This is a genomic window from Variovorax sp. OAS795 (assembly GCF_040546685.1).
Classification (GTDB): domain Bacteria; phylum Pseudomonadota; class Gammaproteobacteria; order Burkholderiales; family Burkholderiaceae_C; genus Variovorax.
Genome location: NZ_JBEPOH010000001.1, coordinates 990333 through 1007801 on the forward strand (window position 1 = coordinate 990333; position 17469 = coordinate 1007801).

At 69.5% G+C, this 17469-nt stretch carries 17 protein-coding genes; 9 read left to right on the forward strand and 8 right to left on the reverse strand.

Annotated features, from left to right (window positions below):
• Nucleotides 1-23: 23 nt before the first annotated feature.
• Nucleotides 24-446 (reverse strand): PsiF family protein, encoded by a 423-nt coding sequence (locus tag ABID97_RS04750; protein WP_354397397.1) that lies wholly within the window; start codon nucleotides 444-446, stop codon nucleotides 24-26.
• Between the two features lie 130 nt (nucleotides 447-576).
• Here ABID97_RS04750 and argS point away from each other — a divergent pair, with 130 nt between their 5' ends.
• From argS to ABID97_RS04785, 7 genes are all read left to right on the forward strand, one after another.
• Nucleotides 577-2262: an arginine--tRNA ligase gene (gene argS, locus ABID97_RS04755; protein ID WP_354397398.1), complete on the forward strand. Its 1686-nt coding sequence runs from the start codon at nucleotides 577-579 to the stop codon at nucleotides 2260-2262.
• 7 nt (nucleotides 2263-2269) lie between these two features.
• Nucleotides 2270-3007 carry an SPOR domain-containing protein gene (locus tag ABID97_RS04760; RefSeq protein WP_354397399.1) on the forward strand — a complete coding sequence of 246 codons (738 nt, stop codon included), beginning with the start codon at nucleotides 2270-2272 and terminating at the stop codon, nucleotides 3005-3007.
• Between the two features lie 170 nt (nucleotides 3008-3177).
• Nucleotides 3178-3825 (forward strand): thiol:disulfide interchange protein DsbA/DsbL, encoded by a 648-nt coding sequence (locus tag ABID97_RS04765; RefSeq protein ID WP_354397400.1) that lies wholly within the window; start codon nucleotides 3178-3180, stop codon nucleotides 3823-3825.
• A gap of 156 nt (nucleotides 3826-3981) precedes the next feature.
• Nucleotides 3982-4710: a lipopolysaccharide transport periplasmic protein LptA gene (lptA, locus tag ABID97_RS04770; protein WP_354397401.1), complete on the forward strand. Its 729-nt coding sequence runs from the start codon at nucleotides 3982-3984 to the stop codon at nucleotides 4708-4710.
• Nucleotides 4707-5501, forward strand: coding sequence for an LPS export ABC transporter ATP-binding protein (lptB, locus tag ABID97_RS04775; RefSeq protein WP_354397402.1), 795 nt, complete (start codon nucleotides 4707-4709; stop codon nucleotides 5499-5501). The genes lptA and lptB overlap by 4 nt, the downstream gene beginning before the upstream one ends.
• 17 nt (nucleotides 5502-5518) lie before the next feature.
• Complete coding sequence (gene rpoN / locus ABID97_RS04780) at nucleotides 5519-7111, forward strand: RNA polymerase factor sigma-54 (protein ID WP_354397403.1); 1593 nt, start codon at nucleotides 5519-5521, stop codon at nucleotides 7109-7111.
• Between the two features lie 10 nt (nucleotides 7112-7121).
• Nucleotides 7122-8726 (forward strand): phospholipase D family protein, encoded by a 1605-nt coding sequence (locus ABID97_RS04785; RefSeq protein ID WP_354397404.1) that lies wholly within the window; start codon nucleotides 7122-7124, stop codon nucleotides 8724-8726.
• Nucleotides 8727-8744: 18 nt separating this feature from the next.
• On the opposite strand, the gene ABID97_RS04790 is transcribed toward ABID97_RS04785, so the two are convergent.
• The 4 genes from ABID97_RS04790 to ABID97_RS04805 form a co-directional block, all read right to left on the reverse strand.
• Nucleotides 8745-9377, reverse strand: coding sequence for a YceI family protein (locus tag ABID97_RS04790; RefSeq protein WP_354397405.1), 633 nt, complete (start codon nucleotides 9375-9377; stop codon nucleotides 8745-8747).
• Between the two features lie 51 nt (nucleotides 9378-9428).
• On the reverse strand, nucleotides 9429-10007 hold the full coding sequence (locus ABID97_RS04795) for a YceI family protein (RefSeq protein ID WP_354397406.1): 579 nt from the start codon (nucleotides 10005-10007) through the stop codon (nucleotides 9429-9431).
• Nucleotides 10004-10582, reverse strand: coding sequence for a cytochrome b (locus ABID97_RS04800; protein WP_354397407.1), 579 nt, complete (start codon nucleotides 10580-10582; stop codon nucleotides 10004-10006). Before ABID97_RS04800 ends, ABID97_RS04795 begins: the two co-directional genes overlap by 4 nt.
• A 126-nt stretch (nucleotides 10583-10708) precedes the next feature.
• Nucleotides 10709-12505 carry an ATP-binding response regulator gene (locus tag ABID97_RS04805; protein ID WP_354397408.1) on the reverse strand — a complete coding sequence of 599 codons (1797 nt, stop codon included), beginning with the start codon at nucleotides 12503-12505 and terminating at the stop codon, nucleotides 10709-10711.
• An 81-nt stretch (nucleotides 12506-12586) separates the two neighbouring features.
• Between ABID97_RS04805 and ABID97_RS04810 the strand changes: the two genes are divergently transcribed.
• Nucleotides 12587-13834: a THUMP domain-containing class I SAM-dependent RNA methyltransferase gene (locus ABID97_RS04810; protein WP_354397409.1), complete on the forward strand. Its 1248-nt coding sequence runs from the start codon at nucleotides 12587-12589 to the stop codon at nucleotides 13832-13834.
• A gap of 18 nt (nucleotides 13835-13852) precedes the next feature.
• On the opposite strand, the gene ABID97_RS04815 is transcribed toward ABID97_RS04810, so the two are convergent.
• Nucleotides 13853-14257 carry a surface-adhesin E family protein gene (locus ABID97_RS04815; protein ID WP_354397410.1) on the reverse strand — a complete coding sequence of 135 codons (405 nt, stop codon included), beginning with the start codon at nucleotides 14255-14257 and terminating at the stop codon, nucleotides 13853-13855.
• Nucleotides 14258-14433: 176 nt separating this feature from the next.
• Between ABID97_RS04815 and ABID97_RS04820 the strand changes: the two genes are divergently transcribed.
• Nucleotides 14434-14838, forward strand: a complete 405-nt coding sequence (locus ABID97_RS04820) for a putative toxin-antitoxin system toxin component, PIN family (RefSeq protein ID WP_354397411.1) — start codon at nucleotides 14434-14436, stop codon at nucleotides 14836-14838.
• On the opposite strand, the gene ABID97_RS04825 is transcribed toward ABID97_RS04820, so the two are convergent.
• Entirely contained in the window at nucleotides 14835-15746 is a 912-nt protein-coding gene (locus tag ABID97_RS04825; RefSeq protein WP_354397412.1) for a BUD32 family EKC/KEOPS complex subunit, read from the reverse strand. The genes ABID97_RS04820 and ABID97_RS04825 overlap by 4 nt on opposite strands.
• Nucleotides 15743-17440: an FMN-binding glutamate synthase family protein gene (locus ABID97_RS04830; protein WP_354397413.1), complete on the reverse strand. Its 1698-nt coding sequence runs from the start codon at nucleotides 17438-17440 to the stop codon at nucleotides 15743-15745. Before ABID97_RS04830 ends, ABID97_RS04825 begins: the two co-directional genes overlap by 4 nt.
• Nucleotides 17441-17469 lie beyond the last annotated feature (29 nt).

Here is a 17469-nt window from a genome sequence, read left to right on the forward strand (position 1 = left end):
TGCGGGGCTCGTTCAGGGAGCGCTCAAGCGCTCAGGCATTCCTTCATGAAGGCCTTGCGGGCATCGCCCTTCAGGGTCTTGGCCTTCTGGTCGGCATTGCAGGTCTTCATCTTCTGCTGCTGGGTCTGCTTGGCGGCCACGACGGGCTTGGCGCTCAGGCAGCTCTTCATGAAGGCCTTGCGTTCGTCGCCCTTCTTGTCGCCGGCCTCCTGGTTGCAGGTGGTCATCTTGCTTTGCTGGGCGGTGGGGGCCTTGGCCGCCGGCATGGCCGGGGTCGCAGGCGTGGCGGGCGTTGCCGGAGCCTTGGCGGCCGGCATGGCGGGCGTAGCGGGGGTGGCGGGCGTCGCAGCCGGGGCGACCGCGGGCGCGGGGGCCTTGTCTTGCGCCTGGGCGGCGCCGAACGAGAGACAGGCGCCCAGGGCGACGAGGGAAAGGAGCTTCTTCATGGTGATATGTCCTTGCAGGGTTGGTTTGTGGCAGTGCCCCGCCCCGGGGCTGCCCCTCCTAACGGCCGACCTCGGCGGCCGGATGACCATCGCCGCGGCCGACCGGGTTTGCCCCCGGTAAAATCCGCAGATGCTATTGGTCAAACAGGAGCTGCTCGCGGCGCTCGCGAACACGCTCGAATCCCTCTCGCCCGGCGCCGGCTCCAAAGCCGCGTTCGAGTCGCCCAAGGTGGCTGCCCATGGCGACTTCGCCAGCACGGCCGCCATGCAACTCGCCAAGCCGCTCGGGCGCAAGCCGCGCGAACTGGCCGAGGCGCTCAGCGCCGCGCTGCTCGCCACCCCGGTTTTCGGCCAATGGGTCGAAGCCATCGAGATCGCCGGTCCCGGTTTCCTCAACATCCGACTCAAGACCTCTGCCAAGCAGCAGATCGTGCGCGAGGTGCTCGACGCGGCCGGCAGCTTCGGCCGGCAGCCTGCCACGGGCGAGAAGGTGCTGGTCGAGTTCGTCTCGGCCAACCCGACCGGTCCGCTGCACGTCGGCCACGGCCGCCAGGCTGCGCTTGGCGACGCCATCTGCAACCTGCGCGCCTCGCAGGGCGACACCGTGTGGCGCGAGTTCTACTACAACGATGCCGGCGTGCAGATCCAGACGCTGGCCAACAGCACGCAGCTGCGCGCCCGCGGCTTCAAGCCCGGCGACCCCGAATGGCCGAGCGGCGAAAAGGCGCCGGCCTACAACGGCGACTACATCGCCGACATCGCCGAGGACTTCAAGGCGCGCAAGACCGTCAGGTCGGACGACCGCGAATACACCGCCAGCGGCGACATCGACGACCTCGATTCGATCCGCGAGTTCGCCGTGGCCTACCTGCGCCGCGAACAGGACCTCGACCTGCAGGCCTTCCGCGTCCGGTTCGACAACTACTACCTCGAGTCCAGCCTCTACACCAGCGGCCGCGTCGAGGCGGCGGTGCAGAAGCTCGTGGCCGCCGGCAAGACCTACGAGCAGGACGGCGCGCTGTGGCTCAGGTCGACCGACTACGGCGACGACAAGGACCGGGTGATGAAGAAGCAGGACGGTACGTACACGTACTTCGTGCCCGACGTCGCCTATCACATCGCCAAGTGGGAGCGCGGCTTCCACAAGGTGGTCAACATCCAGGGCACCGACCACCACGGCACCATCGCGCGCGTGCGCGCCGGCCTTCAGGCCGCGGGCGTCGGCATTCCCGCGGGCTACCCCGACTACGTGCTGCACACCATGGTGCGCGTGATGAAGGGCGGCGAAGAGGTCAAGATCAGCAAGCGCGCGGGCAGCTACGTCACCCTGCGCGACCTGATCGAGTGGACCAGCACCGACGCCGTGCGCTTCTTCCTCCTGAGCCGCAAGCCCGACACCGAATACACCTTCGATGTCGACCTGGCCGTGGCGAAGAACAACGACAACCCGGTGTACTACGTGCAGTACGCCCATGCGCGCATCTGCTCGGTGCTGGCCGGGTGGGGCGGAGAGGCCGCCACGCTGAAGAACGTCGACCTGTCGCCGCTCGAAAGCCCGGCCGCGCAGGCGCTCATGCTGCTGCTGGCCAAGTACCCCGCCATGCTCACCGCCGCGGCGAAGGATTTCGCGCCGCACGATGTGACTTTCTACCTGCGCGAGCTCGCGGCCAGCTACCACAGCTACTACGATGCCGAGCGCATCCTGGTCGATGAAGAGCCGGTCAAGCTGGCGCGGCTGGCGCTCGTCGCCGCCACCGCGCAGGTGCTGCACAATGGCCTCGCGATTCTCGGCGTCAGTGCGCCGAGCAAGATGTGAAACCACCATGAAGAAGACAACCAGACAACGCGGCAACATCGTCATCGGGCTCATCATCGGCCTGGTGCTGGGGTTGGGTGTCGCGCTCGGCATCGCGGTCTACGTGACCAAGGTGCCGATTCCTTTCGTGACCAAGACCCAGCGCGGCGGTGCCGAGCAGGACGAGGCCGAAGCCCGCAAGAACCGCGACTGGGACCCCAATGCACCGCTCGCGGGCAAGGCCGGGGCGCCCAAGCCGGCCGCCACGGGCCCGGTGGCGCCCGCCGGTGGCGACAATACGGCCGTGGCGCCGGGCGCTGCGCCGCCCGCACCGCCGGTGCCGGTGGTCGTGGCACCCGCCAAGCCCACGCGGCCGGCCCCGGTGCCGGCCGAGGCCAAGCCGCTGCCGCCTTCGAACGATCCGCTCGGCGACCTCGCCCGCGCGCGTGCCGGCGGCAACAGCGGCAGCACCACCACGGCCGCGGCGGCGCCCGGCAGCAACAGCAACGCCGCGGCGCCGGGCGCCGATCCGTTCATGTATTTCGTGCAGGCTGGCGCCTTCCGTACCACCGAGGACGCCGAAGCCCAGCGCGCCAAGCTGTCGCTGATGGGTGTCGAGGCGCGGGTCACCGAGCGCGAGCAGGCCGGCCGCACCGTCTACCGGGTGCGCGCGGGTCCGTTCAACAAGAAGGACGACGCCGACCGCCTCAAGGAGCGGCTCGACAGCGGCGGCCTCGAATCGGCGCTCGTGCGCGTGCAGCGCTGACACCGCCGCTCGGCAGGCCAAGGCCTGCGCGAGCGGCCGTCACGAATATTCTTTAAGCTTCGGCGCGCGGCAAGGGCCGCCGCCCCCAGGATGGGCCTGGCCAGCCGCAAGCGGGAACTCCGCGCGGCGCGCAGGCTCAGTACTGCCGTACCCACAGGAGAACTCTTTCAATGAAACGTCGTGACTTTTCGCTGGCCGCCACCTCGCTCGGGCTGCTTTCCCTGGCTGGCAACACCGCGCACGCCCAGGCGCGCGTGCCCAAGGCCGGTACCGAGTACCTCGTGCTCGACAAGCGCGTGCCGGTCGATGCGCCGGCCGGCAAGATCGAGGTGGTCGAGTTCTTCTCGTACAACTGCCCGCACTGCAACGATTTCGAGCCGCAGCTCGAAGCCTGGCTCAAGACAGCGCCAAAGGAAGTCGCGTTCCGCCGCGTGCCCGTGCCTTTCGTGGGCAACGACGTCGAGGCCAAGCAGCGCCTCTACTACGCGCTCGAGGCGCTCGGCAAGGTCGACGAATTCCAGCCCAAGGTGTTCGACGCGATCCACAAGCAGCGCCAGAACGTGAACGGCGAGGCCAACATCCTCGCGTGGGCCGGTGCCAACGGACTGGACGGCGCCAAGTTCAAGGATGTTTTCTCGTCCTTCGGCGTGGCCAGCAAGGCCAAGCGCGCCTCCCAGTTGACCGAGGCCTACAAGGTCGCGGGCGTTCCGGCGCTGGCCGTGGCCGGCCGCTGGTATGTGGATGGCGAACTGGCCGGCAACATGACCAAGGCGCTCCAGGTCACCAACTACCTGATCGGCGAAGCCAAGAAGGGCTGACCCCCTTTTTCAGGGGCCGACACGCGGGGCCGGCAGCGCCGGTTCCGCGGCGCTTCCGGACCGGATGTCAAGCCCGCTTTCGGCGGGCTTTTTCGTTGGTGCGGGCGGGGCTCGCGCCATCTGCCGCATACAATGCACAGCAAGTTTCGTGCCTCTATGACATTGCACTCCTACACCCACACCCCCTCTCTCCTGCGTCGCATCGGCCGCCTGGCCCGGCTGAACATCGGCCTGCTGTTGCTGGCCGGCGCTGCCTCCGGCGCGCTGGCCGAGACCGCCGACCGCACCAAGCCGATGAACATCGAATCGGATGCGATGCGCTATGACGACCTCAAGCAGACCAGCGTGTTCACCGGGAACGTGCTGGTCACGAAGGGCACGATCATCATCCGGGGCGCGCGCATCGACGTGCGCCAGGACGCCGAGGGCTACCAGTACGGCGTGGTCACGGCAGCGCCCGGCAAGCGCGCCTACTACAAGCAGAAGCGCAACGCGCCCGACGAGTGGATCGAGGGCGAGTCGGAAGTCATCGAATACGACAGCCGCGCCGACAACGTCAAGTTCATCCGCAATGCGGTCATGCGGCGCCTGCTCGGCGCCACGCCGAACGACGAAAGCAGCGGCGCGCTGATCGTCTACGACCAGAGCAACGACACCTACACGGTCAACGGTTCCACCGTGCCGCCGAACACGGCGGTGAATGCGCCGGCCGGCGGCGGGCGCGTGCGCACCATCCTCACGCCCAAGAGCGCCACGGCGGCCGCGCCCGGCGCCCCGGCGGCGCCCGGCCAGCGGGCCGCCCCGCCCGCGCCCCAGCCCGCACCCGGTGCGGGCCTGCGCCCGAGCACCACGCTCGGCGGCAGCGAAGGGGAAGGGCGCAAGTGATCGAAACCGCTGGAAGCCAGAACGCCGATGGCACGCCGGGCAGCCGCCTGGTGGTGCGCGGCCTGCAAAAAAGCTACGGCAGCCGCAAGGTCGTCAAGGACGTCTCGCTCGATGTGCAGAAAGGCGAGGTCGTGGGACTGCTCGGCCCCAACGGCGCCGGCAAGACGACGTCGTTCTACATGATCGTGGGCCTGGTGCGGGCCGATGCCGGCGAGATCACCATCGACGGCGAACCCATCGCCCACATGCCGATCCACCGCCGCGCCCGCATGGGCCTGAGCTACCTGCCGCAGGAAGCCTCGATCTTCCGCAAGCTCACGGTGGAGGAAAACGTGCGCGCCGTGCTCGAGCTGCAACGCGAGCCCGACGGCAACGGCAAGCCCGCGCCCCTTTCCAGACAGCGCATCGAGGAGCGGCTCTCCGGGCTCCTGGCCGACCTGCGGGTGGACCACCTTCGCGATTCGCCCGCGCTCGCGCTCTCGGGCGGCGAACGGCGCCGGGTCGAGATCGCCCGCGCGCTGGCCACGCAGCCGCGCTTCATCCTGCTGGACGAGCCCTTTGCCGGCATCGACCCGATCGCGGTGATCGAGATCCAGCGGATCATCAGCTTCCTGAAGGAGCGCGGCATCGGCGTGCTCATCACCGACCACAACGTGCGTGAGACGCTGGGCATCTGCGATCACGCCTTCATCATCAGCGACGGGCATGTGCTGGCACAAGGCACGCCCTCGGAGATCGTCGACAACGCCGAAGTACGCAGGGTGTACCTCGGCGAGCACTTCCGGATGTAAGGGAGGAGTCGGTCTCCATGAAGCAAGGGTTGTCCCTTCGCGTCTCGCAGCATCTGGCGCTCACGCCCCAGCTGCAGCAGTCGATCCGTCTGCTGCAGCTCTCCACGCTCGAACTGAGCCAGGAGGTCGAGCAGATGCTCGACGAGAACCCGTTCCTCGAACGCACCGCGGAAGAAGCGGCGCGCGAGGAATTCGGGCTCGATGCCATCGACACCCCGGTGCCGCGCGATGATGCGGGCGAAGCCGGCGAGAGCGACTTCGTCGCGCCCCCGGCCAGCAGCGCAACCACCACGTCCACCGAAACCGCCGCACCGGCCGAGAGCGAGGTTCCCGCCGCCGATGCCGCCGAGCGCGAGCCCGACTGGGAAGGCGACGGCACCATCGACATGGCGCCGGACGACAGCGAATGGGGCGGCGACGCGCCCGCGCGCCAGAACAACCTGGGCGACGACGAGCGCGCCGATGCCACCGAGCTCGCGCGCAGCCAGGAGTCGCTGCAATCCTTTTTGCACCGGCAGGCGCTGAGCCTGCGCCTCAACGAGAACGACTGCGCCGCGCTGCGCTTCCTGATCGAGTCGCTCAACGACGATGGCTATCTGGAGGATTCGCTGCCCGCGCTGGCCTCGGGCCTCGCGGGCGACGACAACGACCAGTTCGACGAACTGGTACACCACTTCCAGGTGGCGCTCGGCCTGCTGCAGAGCCTGGAGCCCGCCGGCGTCGGCGCGCGCGACCTGGGTGAATGCCTGGGCATCCAGCTGCGCGGCCTCGCCCGGGAAGACGAAACCGACGAAGAGGCCCTGGTCCGCAAGACCGCCATCGCCATCTGCAAGCAGCCGATGGAACTGCTCGCGCGGCGCGACTTCAAGCGCCTGGCCACGCTCACGCGCACCAACGAAGAGCTGGTGCGCTCGGCGCTGCAGGTCATCTCGCGGCTCGAACCCAAGCCGGGCCGCCGCTTCGTCGACGTCGAGCGCAACATCGTGGTCCCCGACGTGATCGTCACCAAGATCGGCCGCGGCACCAACGTCAAGTTCCGCGTCATGCTCAACCCCGAGGTGATGCCGCGGCTGCGCGTGCACGACATCTACGCCGGCGCGCTCAAGTCGCACAAGGGCGAGGGCAGCCAGGCGCTGTCGCAGCGGCTGCAGGAGGCGCGCTGGTTCATCAAGAACATCCAGCAGCGCTTCGACACCATCCTGCGCGTCTCCAACGCCATCGTCGAGCGGCAGAAGAGCTACTTCGTGCACGGCGAGCTTGCGATGCGCCCGCTGGTGCTGCGCGAGATCGCCGACGAGCTCGGCCTGCACGAGTCGACCATCTCGCGCGTGACCACCGCCAAGTACATGGCCACGCCCTTCGGCACCGTCGAGCTCAAGTACTTCTTCGGCTCGGCGCTCGGCACCGAGACCGGCGGAAACGCCTCGAGCACCGCGGTGCGCGCGCTGATCAAGCAGTTCGTGAGCTCCGAGAGCATCAAGAAGCCGCTGTCGGACAGCCAGATCTCCGAGATGCTGAAAGAGCAGGGCATCGAGTGCGCACGCCGCACCGTGGCCAAGTACCGCGAGGCGCTGCGCATCGCGCCCGCCAACCTCCGCAAGGCGCTGTAGAAAGCCGCCGATGGCCTGCCGCCGCCTGCTGTTGCGCTGTGGGCATTGGCTCTTCGCCATCGGGGCGGCGCTCTCGATCGGCGGCTGCGCCACCCTGCCCGACGAAGCCCCGCGCCCGCCCACCCGCGCCATGGCCGTGTCGGCCGACACCGCGCTCGGCAAGATCGCGCTGGCTTCGCTGCCCGATCCGGACCTCAGCGGCTTCCGGCTGATGCCGGGCGGCGACTTCGCCTTCGACACGCGCATCCAGCTGGCACGCCGCGCGCAGCGCACGCTCGACGTGCAGTACTACCAGATCGAGAACGACGAGACCGGCCGCTACCTGCTGCGCACCCTGCGCGACGCGGCCGCGCGCGGGGTGCGCGTGCGGCTCCTGATGGACGACCTGTACACCTCGGGCGAGGACGAGCTGCTGCTCGGGCTTGCCGCCACGCCGAACGTCGAGCTGCGCCTCTTCAACCCGTTCCCGGCCGGGCGCGGCAGCATCCTCAAGCGCTTCACGGCCTCGCTTTTCGATTTCAGCCGCGTGAACCGGCGCATGCACAACAAGCTCTTCATCGCCGATGGCGCCATGGCGGTCGCGGGTGGCCGGAACATCGGCAACCAGTACTTCAGGCGCACGGCGGGCGAGAACTTCATCGACCTCGACACCTTCGTGACAGGCGCGCTGGTGACGCGCCTGGGCGCCCTGTTCGACCAGTACTGGAACAGCGCCTACGTGCGGCCGGTGCAGTCGGTGGTGGCCACGGGCCTCTCGCGCGAAGCGCTGCAAGCGCGCTTCGAAACCGCCACCGGCCCCGACACCACGCCGCCGCCGCCGCCGCCCGCGCCCAACGACCTGCTCGGCTACAGCCCGGTGGCCGAGGACCTGGCCGCCGGCAAGCTCGGGCTGATCTGGGCGCTGGCCGAGGCCTACGCCGATTCGCCCGACCGCGTGATCGGCAAGACCGCCTCGTACGGCGGCGTGCCGCTGCTGGCCGTCGACAGCGTGCGCTACAACGTGGTCGAGCAGATGCGCCGCGCGCGCTCCGAGGTGACCATCGTCTCGCCCTACCTGATCCCGGGCGAGGCCGGCCTGGAGGTGATGCGCGAGATCCGCCGGCGCAACGTGAAGATCAGCGTGGTCACCAATTCGCTCGCCGCCACCGACGAGCCGCTGGTGCACACCGCCTACCGCCGCTACCGGCCCGACATGCTGAAGCTGGGCGCCGACCTGTACGAGCTCAGCACCACGCGCACGCGGCGCAGCGTGCGGCTGGGGCTCTTCGGCACCTCGGTCGGACGGCTGCATGCCAAGTCGGCCGTGATCGACCGACAGGTGCTGTTCGTCGGTTCGATGAATTTCGATCCGCGCTCCGAGACGCACAACACCGAGATCGGGCTTTTCATCCGCAGCCCCGAGATGGCGCAGCAGGCGCTCAAGCTCATCGACGTGCTGAAGCAGCAGGGCGCCTACCGGCTGCGCTTTGCCGCGGAAGGCGACGCGTCGCGCATCGAGTGGATCAGCGAGGAGGCCGGCAAGACCACCGTGCTGAACGAGGAGCCCGACTCCGATTTCTGGGGCCGCGCCATGCTCGAACTGCTTGCGCCGCTGACGCCGGAGAGCCTGCTGTAGCGCGGTGCTCGACGGTTCCTATTGCTGCACGTTGACCGCTTCGACCTGCACCAGCAGCTTCACCTTGTTCTCGAAGCCGAAGTTCAGGCCCCAGGTGATGCCCCAGTCGCTGCGCTGCACCGTGGTCTCGAAGTCGCCGCCGCAGACCTGGCGGTTGATCAGCGGATTCAGGTAGCAGTTGAAGCGCACGGCCTTGAGCGTGACCGGCCTGGTCTGCCCCATCAGCGTGAGCGTGCCCGGCACGTCGACCACCTTGTCGCCGTTGAACTCGATGCGGTCCGCCACGAAGCGGCCGGTCGGAAACTCGGCCACGTTGAAGAAGTCCTTGCTTTGCACGTGGCGGTTGAGCAGGTCGACGCCGGTGTTGATGGAGCTGATGTCCATCGTGATGTCGACCTTGCCGCTGCTGCCGCTGCCGTCGATCTGCACCGTGCCGTCCTTGGTGCTGAAGCGCCCGCGGTTGGTGGTGGTGCCGTAGTGCCCCATCTCGTACATCACGAAGGTGTGGGTCGGGTCGATCACGTAGCTGGCGTTCTTGGCCGGACCGCCCGCGGGCTTGGCGGCCACCGCCGGCGCCGTGTATTCCTGCGCGAGGGCGGGCGTGGCAACGGCCGCTGCGGACAGCGCGGCGGCGAGGAAGAGCTTCTTCATGGCAAGGGTGTGCTCGTGAGAACAGGATGGGAGAGAGGGAGAAACCGCGGCTCAAAGCGGGCCGAAGCCCGCGAGCGTGAACTTGAATCGGACCTGCACGTCGTTGCCGACCACCGAGGTGTCGGTCCATTCGCCGTCGCCGACCTTGTAGTCGAGCCGCTGGATCGTAAAGCTTCCGGTGGCCACCGCGTGGCTGCCGGCCGGCGCGATGGTGACCGGCACCGTGACCTGGCGCGAGATGTTCTTGATGGTGAGCTTGCCCGCCATCTCGAACCGGCCGTCGCCCAGCGCCTTGATGGCACTCGACTGGAAGACGGCCTGCGGGAAATGCGCGGCGTCGAACCAGGGGCCCTTGGGCAACTCGGCATCGCTCATCGGCACGCCGAGCGATGCGCTCGCGGTGTCGATCTGCAGCGCGACGGTGCCGCCCTCGGGCTTGCGCGGGTCGAAGGCCACCTGCGCATCGAACTTCTTGAAGGTGCCTTCCACCGGCACGCCCATCTGCTTGCTGACGAACGCGATCTGGCTCTTGTCGGCCACGAGGCGCGTCGGGCTTGCCGGCTCGGCGCCCGCGGGTGCGAGGGCGACGGACGCCGCGGCCGCAAGGAACAAGCGAAGGACGCGGTTCATCGGAGGGGTTCCTTGCGTGGCGCGGGCCACATGCGTTGGAGGATGCCGTCGCGGTCGATCCAGTGGTGCTTGAGCACCGCCGCCACATGCAGCAGCGCCACGGCGGCCAGCGTGAACGCGCTGCCCTTGTGCAGCGGCTTCAGCACGGCCTCGGCCAGTTCCTTGTCGACCGGCATCAGGTCGGGCAGCGGCAGCACGCCGAACCACACGACCGGAAAACCCAGCGCCGAACTGTAGGCCCACCCGAACAGCGGCACCGCGAGGAACAGCAGGTACATCAGCGCGTGGCTCGCGCGGTAGCCGGTGCGCTGCCAGCGCGGCATCGCCGCGGCCGACGGCAAGGGTGGCGGCGCATGGCGCAGCCGCCACAGGAGCCGCAGGGCCGACAGCAGCAGGATCGTCACCCCGGCCCACTTGTGCCAGTTGTAGAGCTTGATGCGCGCGGGCGAGAGCGGCAGCCCCGTCATGTAGAGGCCGACGCCGAGCGAGCCGACGATCATGGCCGCGAGCAGCCAGTGCAGCGCCATGGCGACGGGGCCATAGCGCAGGTCTCGCGGTTCTCGCGGGAGAGGCATGCCGGCAGTGGCGGAGGGTAGGGGTGTGTCGGCGGGCATCGAAGCAGGACCAGCGGCCTGTGCGCGGAGCATATATCGGAAGCGCCGTAGGCAGTGCACGAGCCGTGCCAGGCGCCGCGCCGGCGGTCAGCGCACGGCGGACGGCTGCCGGGCCTGCAGCAGCACCGCGTGCAGTTCGGCCGGCTGCACCGGCTTGCGCAGCGCATGCCAGCCGCGCTCCAAGGCGAGCCGCCAGGTGGCTTCGCCGATGTCGGCCGAGATGAGCGCGATGGTGAGCGACGGCTTCTGCCGCTGCAGCCGTTCCGCCAGCGCGATGCCGTCGAGCCGGCCCGGCAGGCGGATGTCGCACAGCGCCACGTCGAGCGCGTCGAGGTCCGCCAGCGCCAGCGCCTCGGCCGCGCTGCCGTAGATGCGCGGTGACAGCTGCCATTGCCTCAGCAGCGCCCCCAGGCTCTCGGCCACCACGGCGTTGTCTTCCACCACCAGCACCGCGAGCCCGGGGTCCAGGGCGACCGCCGCCTGCGCGAAGGGTTGCGGCGGCCGCCCGGAAGCCCGCGGCAGCGGCGCGTCGGCCGGCGCGGCGGACAGCTCGAAGCCGAACACCGAACCGCGCCCCGGTGCCGAACGCAGCGACACCTCGATGCCGAGCTGCCCCGCGAGCCGCCGCACGATCGCGAGCCCCAGGCCATGGCCGCGCTGCAGGTTGCGTTCGGCATTGCCGACCTGCTCGAAGTCGCCGAACACCCGCTCCTGCGCCTCGGCCGCAATGCCGATGCCGCTGTCGCGCACCTCGACGCGCCAGGCCCGATGGCCGTTGCGCCGGCGCGCGCGCACCGCCAGCAGCACCCGCCCGCGTGGCGTGAACTTGACGGCGTTGTCCACCAGGTTGGCCAGCACGCGGCGCAGCGAGACGGCATCGGCCCAGGCCACCGCATCGGCCGGGCAGCGCACCCGCACGCGGGCTCCGCCGGCCTGGCGTGCGAGTTCGTGCAGCAGCGGGGCCAGCGGCACCGCCACCGGGTGCAGCGGATCGACCGCGGCTTCGATGCGGCCGATCTCGAGCAGCTGGTTGGTCAGGCCCTCCAGCGCCTGCTGCGCGCGCGCGAGCGAAGCCACCGTGTGCTGCACCGCCGGTGCTTCGGCGCCGCCTTGCAGCTGCTGGCGCAGCACTTCGGCCTGCAGGCCGATGGCCATCACCGGCTGGCGCAGGTCGTGGTTGGCCGCCGAGAAGAAGCGCAGCCGCTCGGCCTGGGCCTGCTCGGAGGCGCGCAGCCCGGCCAGCGCCTGCTCGCGCAGGCGGCGCTCGTTGAGGCGCAGCCCGATGTTCTCTTCGAGCTGGCGCGAGCGCTCGGCCACCAGCTTCCACATCATCGCGATCAGGCCGATGCCGATGACCGACACGGCCATCATCGTGGGCGCGCCGAGCCACAGCCCGGTGACGATCACGGGCGCCAGCAGCAGGGTGATCGCCAGCTGCGTGGCCGGCGTGTAGAACGAAACCGAGAACGCCGAAGACAGGGTCATGCCCATCAGCATCAGGGCGAGCAGCAGCTGCTGGTCCGCATGGCCGGTGTTGAACAGCAGCACCCCGGCCAGGCCGTGGGCCAGCTCCCAGATGCCGGTGCGCACCGTGTGCAGGCGCTGCGCCTGGCGCAGGCTCGCGGGCGTGAAGGGCTCGGGCAGGCGCTCGGGAAAGAAGCCGCGCATGACCGTCACCCCCGTGATCAGCGCGATCCATGCGAGCGCATGGGGTAGCGAGTATTGCCAGGCAAAGAGTGCCGCCACGCCGCAGTTCAGCAGGTATTGCACCAGCAGCACCGGGCCGATCGGGCGGACCGAGAGCCGCAGCACCTCGCACTCGATGGCAAAGCGGTCGTCCCCGGGAGCGGCCGGAGCAACCATGGGCGCGGTGGTGGAATTCATCGGCCGGCCCACTATATAGAGAAGCGGCCCGGCGCGGCGACAATGGCGTCTCCCCAGCCGGCCGATGATGGCGAACCCCCTGTGAACGATCTTTCCCTCTTTTTGCCTTGCGCCGCCGGCGTCGAGGAATTCCTTGCGCAGGAAGTCCATGCGCTCACCGGCCGCGTCGGGCAAGACCTGCTCACGCTGCGCGGCGGCGTGCGGGTGCGCGCCGAATGGCGCGATGCGCTCAAGCTCAACCTGCACAGCCGGCTCGCCCAGCGCGTGCTGGTCGAACTGGCCCATGCGCCCTACCGCAGCGAGAACGACCTGTACGCCATCGCGGGCGGCGTGGCCTGGGAGATCTGGTTCACGCCCAAGCAGACCTTCAAGATCGAGACCACGGCGCAGCACAGCCCGCTGCAGAGCCTGAACTTCGCCACGCTGCGCATCAAGGATGCGATTGCCGACCGCTTTCGCGCCAAGGCCGGCGGCGTGCGCCCGAGCATCGAGACGCAGTGGCCCGACTGCCGCGTGTTCGCCCACCTGACCACGGACCACTGCACGCTCTACATCGACACCTCGGGCGAGCCGCTCTTCAAGCGCGGCTGGCGGCAGGACAAGGGCGATGCGCCGCTGAAGGAAACGCTGGCCGCCGCCATGCTCGCCGCCAGCGGCTGGTGGAACCCCGAGACCGGACTGGTGGCCGCCGAGCCGCTGTACGACCCTTGCTGCGGCAGCGGCACCATCGCCATCGAGGCGGCGCAGATCGCGCGCGGCATCCCGGCCGGGTCGCTGCGGCGCTTCGGCTTCGAGAAGCTGCTGCCGTTCCAGGCCCATGTGTGGGAGGCGATCAGGCAGGGGGCCGCATCGTCGGCCGCCGTGCGGCAGGTCGCGATCTTCGGTTCCGACGTTTCGCACCGCATGGTCGACTTTGCCGAACGCAACGCGGAGCGTGCCGGCGTGGCCGAGGCCATCGAGTTCCGTGGCGGCGATGCGCTGCAGCGCATGCCCCCCGCAGAGGGCGGCGTGATCATGCTCAACCCGCCCTACGGCGAACGCATCGAGGTCGGCGGCGTGGCGCGCTTCGGCGCCCGCGAGGCTGCGCAGACGCCCGGCAGCCCCGAAGGCGGGGGCGAAGCCGACGAGGGCGGCGAGTTCTTCCCGCAGCTCGCCACGCACTGGAAGAAGAACTACCCCGGCTGGACCGCCTGGGTGCTCACGCCCGACCTGAAATTGCCCAAGCGCATGCGGCTCAAGGAATCGCGCCGCGTGCCGATGTGGAACGGGCCGATCGAATGCCGGCTGTTCCGCTTCGACATGGTGGCCGGCTCGGCCCGAAGCAAGTAGCCGGCACCCCGGCGGGGGCTACTTCACCCCGACGCCGCAGGCCGCGTTCATCGTCCGCGGCGCGAGCTCGACCGGCAGGCCGTCGAATTTCATCGGACGCACGTCGCTCTCGTCGAACTCCCGCACCGCGACCGGTTCGCCGACGAAATTCGGCTGTGAGAAATAGGTGGCGCTCACGTAGCGCGCCTTGCGCGCGTCGCAGTCCACGCTCGCCTTGGCCGCGACCGAGCGGAACTTGAGGCCGTCCTGGCCGGTGCGCGGCTCGGCCAGGCTGATCCGCACCGCCACGAGCCGCTTGCTTCCGTCCACCACCACGCTGGTCGGGTCCACCTGCACATAGCTGTTGGCCGCCTCCCCGGCGGTGCCGGTCAGGGTGAGCCATTCCGCATGGGCCAGCGGCACGGTGAAAAAGGCGAGCAGCAAGAAAGTTCGTTTCGTCATCTGAAAACATTGAAGGGCACCGCGCAAGCCGGTGCGGCTGATTGTGAATCGATGCGAGCTTTTTCGCCTTGCGCTGGCGCATGGTGCAACATCGGGGTATTCCAAACGCACAAGCCTCCCTCCCTCCCGAAGAAGCAAACGCCGCGCCCGGCGCCTTCGTGGTCATCGACACCAACATCGCGCTCGACTTGCTGGTGTTCGACAACCCCGACTGCCTGCCGCTCGCGGCGGCGCTGGCGGCAGGCGAACTGCGCTGGCTCGCCACTGCCTCCATGCGCAGCGAACTCGCGCGGGTGCTGGGCTATCCACTCATCGCGGCGCGGCTGGCGCACAGGAAGCTGTCGGCCGAAGCCGTTCTCGCGGCCTTCGACGAACGCGTGCAACGGGTCGCGGAAACGCCGCCGCGCGCCTCCTGCGTCTGCAAGGACCCCGACGACCAGGTCTTCATCGACCTGGCGGTGGCCCGGCGCGCGCGGCTCCTGAGCAAGGACCAGGCCGTGCTGACGATGCGCAAGCGCCTTGCCGCGCAAGGCGTGGTGGTGCAGGCGGTGCTGGCGACCTAGCCGGCAGAGGGCGCCGGCGCGCCGTGCCAGCGCCCCAGGAGCCGCGCCACCGCGCGCACGCGCTGCGTGTCGCGGCCCCAGCGTCGGCTGGCCGGCAGGCGCTGGGCCCATTTCATGCGCCGTGCCGCCTCGGCAATGCGCTGGCGCACCTCCTCGCCCACCTCCGCCAGCGCGGCATGCCAGTGCAGGCCCGCGGCCTCGGGCGCCGCGGCCTCCAGCATCATGGCGGTCGAATGCAGGTAGCTGAGCCAGTCGCGCGCCTGGCACTCGGCCAGCGTCATCACCTCGGCCGGGTCGTCCTCGAAGTCGATGTAGCCAATGACACCGTCGGGGCACTGAACCAGGTTGCGGTCGAAGGCCTGGCTCAGGTGCTGGCCGCGCACGTGCACCTGGGCGATCGCGGCCAGTCCTTCGCGCCAGACCGCCAGCAGCGCGGCAGGTCCGGCCGCGGCGGCCTGGTCGAGCTTTTCCTGCAGCACGAGGGTGCCGCGGCCGCTTTCGCCCAGGTCCGAGATCAGCAGGCCGTCGGGCTGTTCGGCCAGCACCGCGGGCACGCGCAGGCCCGCGGCCGCCAGTTGCCGCAGGCGCCGGGCCTCGGTGGCGATGGCGGCCTCCCCGCCCGGATTGGGCACCGGCTTGATGATGTCCAGCCGCGCCATGCGCGCGACCGCCGCCATCACGCGGTAGCCCCATTTGCCGTGGCGCGGGCCGGCCTTCTTGAGCCAGACGCGCTCGCTGCCCAGGCGGTGGCTGGCCACGTTCTTCTGCTGCCTGGGCAGCATGACGCGCAAAAACTCGGCATAGTCGCCCGGGCCCGGCGCAGGGGCGTTCGCATCGAGGGGTGCCGGCGCCGTGGCCGCACCCTTGCCGCCATGGGGCCGGGCCGAAGCACCGCGTCGCAGTGTCATGCGGCCAGCGGAAGATTCGACACCAGGCCGTGCGGCCCCTGCGTCAGGGGCTGGAAACTCTCGGCGCTGGCCAGCGGCCAGTAGGTGCGGAACACGTTGTGCTGCTTGTCCAGCGGGCCCAGCAGCGCGCCCGGCTGCACCTGCATCACCAGGTTGCTCAGCAGCCGCACCTCGGTGTCGGAAATGCGCCGCACGATGTGGTGCGCTGTGATCTGCTGCGGATGGTCCAGGCCCGCGGCCTGCACCAGTTCCTGCAGCGCGTGCAGGGTGCTGCGGTGGAAGTTGCGCACCCGGTCGGCCTTGGTCGGCACCACCAGCGCCTGCTGGCGCACCGGGTCCTGCGTGGTCACGCCGGTGGGGCAGTGGCCCGTGTGGCAGCTTTGCGCCTGGATGCAGCCCAGCGCCATCATGAAGCCGCGCGCCGCGTTGCACCAGTCGGCGCCCAGCGCCATCATGCGCGCCACGTCGAAGGCGGTGATCACCTTGCCGGCGCAGCCCAGCTTGATGCGGTGGCGCAGGTTCACGCCGATGAGCGTGTTGTGCACCAGCAGCAGCCCCTCCTGCAGTGGCGCGCCCACGTGGTCGCTGAACTCGACCGGCGCCGCGCCCGTGCCGCCCTCGGCCCCGTCCACCACGATGAAGTCGGGCGTGATGCCGGTCGCCTGCATGGCCTTGACGATCGCGAACCACTCCCAGGGATGGCCGAGGCAGAACTTGAAGCCCGTGGGCTTGCCGCCCGAGAGTTCGCGCAGCCTGGCGATGAAATGCATCATTTCGATGGGCGTGGAGAAAGCGCTGTGCGAGGCCGGCGAGATGCAGTCGACCCCCACCCGCACGCCCCGGGCCGCCGCGATCTCCTTCGTGACCTTGGGCGCGGGCAGCACGCCGCCGTGGCCGGGTTTGGCGCCCTGGCTCAGCTTGAGCTCGATCATCTTCACCTGCGGATCGCGCGCATTGGCGCTGAAGCGCTCGGCGTCGAAGCTGCCGTCCTCGTTGCGGCAGCCGAAGTAGCCCGAGCCGATCTCCCAGATCAGGTCGCCGCCATGCACCCGGTGGTGCTGGGAGATGGAGCCTTCGCCGGTGTCGTGCGCAAAGCCGCCCATCTTCGCGCCCTGGTTGAGCGCGAGGATCGCATTGGCCGACAGCGCCCCGAAGCTCATGGCCGAGATGTTGAACACGCTCGCGCTGTAGGGCTGGGTGCAGACCTGGGCCGGGTTCGCCTCCGCCGGCTGCGGCGTGCCGCCGATCACGATGCGGAAGTCGTGGTTCTCGAGCCGGGTCGGCCGCATCGAGTGGTTGATCCACTCGTAGCCCGCGATGGTGACGTCCAGCTGCGTGCCGAAGGGGCGGTTGTCGGGGTCGCCCTTGGCGCGCTGGTACACCAGCGAGCGCTGCGCGCGCGAGAATGGTGCCGCCTCGGAATCGCTCTCGATGAAGTACTGGCGCATCTCCGGCCGGATGAATTCCAGCAGGAAGCGCAGGTGGCCGATCACCGGGTAGTTGCGCAGGATGGCATGGCGCGTTTGCCGCAGGTCGTGCACGCCGGTGCCGACGAGGGCCGCAAAAACCACCAGCGCCACCCAAGCCACCCACAGGTGCGGGGACACCAGCACGGCGGCCAGGCTGGCCGCCAGGCCCGCGGCGCACAGGGCAAAGGCGCTGTAGCGCGCCGGAAACGGAATAATCGTGGGCATGGATAGGAGTGGACTGCCGGAGCCTGCTG

Coding starts and splice junctions, on each gene's coding strand:
- ABID97_RS04795 (WP_354397406.1), bottom strand. CDS start 10,007: ATGAACCGCGTCCTTCGCTTGTTCCTTGCGGCCGCGGCGTCCGTCGCC.
- ABID97_RS04800 (WP_354397407.1), bottom strand. CDS start 10,582: ATGCCTCTCCCGCGAGAACCGCGAGACCTGCGCTATGGCCCCGTCGCC.
- lptA (WP_354397401.1), top strand. CDS start 3,982: ATGACATTGCACTCCTACACCCACACCCCCTCTCTCCTGCGTCGCATC.
- argS (WP_354397398.1), top strand. CDS start 577: ATGCTATTGGTCAAACAGGAGCTGCTCGCGGCGCTCGCGAACACGCTC.
- ABID97_RS04825 (WP_354397412.1), bottom strand. CDS start 15,746: ATGACACTGCGACGCGGTGCTTCGGCCCGGCCCCATGGCGGCAAGGGT.
- ABID97_RS04790 (WP_354397405.1), bottom strand. CDS start 9,377: ATGAAGAAGCTCTTCCTCGCCGCCGCGCTGTCCGCAGCGGCCGTTGCC.
- ABID97_RS04805 (WP_354397408.1), bottom strand. CDS start 12,505: ATGAATTCCACCACCGCGCCCATGGTTGCTCCGGCCGCTCCCGGGGAC.
- ABID97_RS04760 (WP_354397399.1), top strand. CDS start 2,270: ATGAAGAAGACAACCAGACAACGCGGCAACATCGTCATCGGGCTCATC.
- ABID97_RS04750 (WP_354397397.1), bottom strand. CDS start 446: ATGAAGAAGCTCCTTTCCCTCGTCGCCCTGGGCGCCTGTCTCTCGTTC.
- ABID97_RS04785 (WP_354397404.1), top strand. CDS start 7,122: ATGGCCTGCCGCCGCCTGCTGTTGCGCTGTGGGCATTGGCTCTTCGCC.
- rpoN (WP_354397403.1), top strand. CDS start 5,519: ATGAAGCAAGGGTTGTCCCTTCGCGTCTCGCAGCATCTGGCGCTCACG.
- ABID97_RS04765 (WP_354397400.1), top strand. CDS start 3,178: ATGAAACGTCGTGACTTTTCGCTGGCCGCCACCTCGCTCGGGCTGCTT.
- ABID97_RS04830 (WP_354397413.1), bottom strand. CDS start 17,440: ATGCCCACGATTATTCCGTTTCCGGCGCGCTACAGCGCCTTTGCCCTG.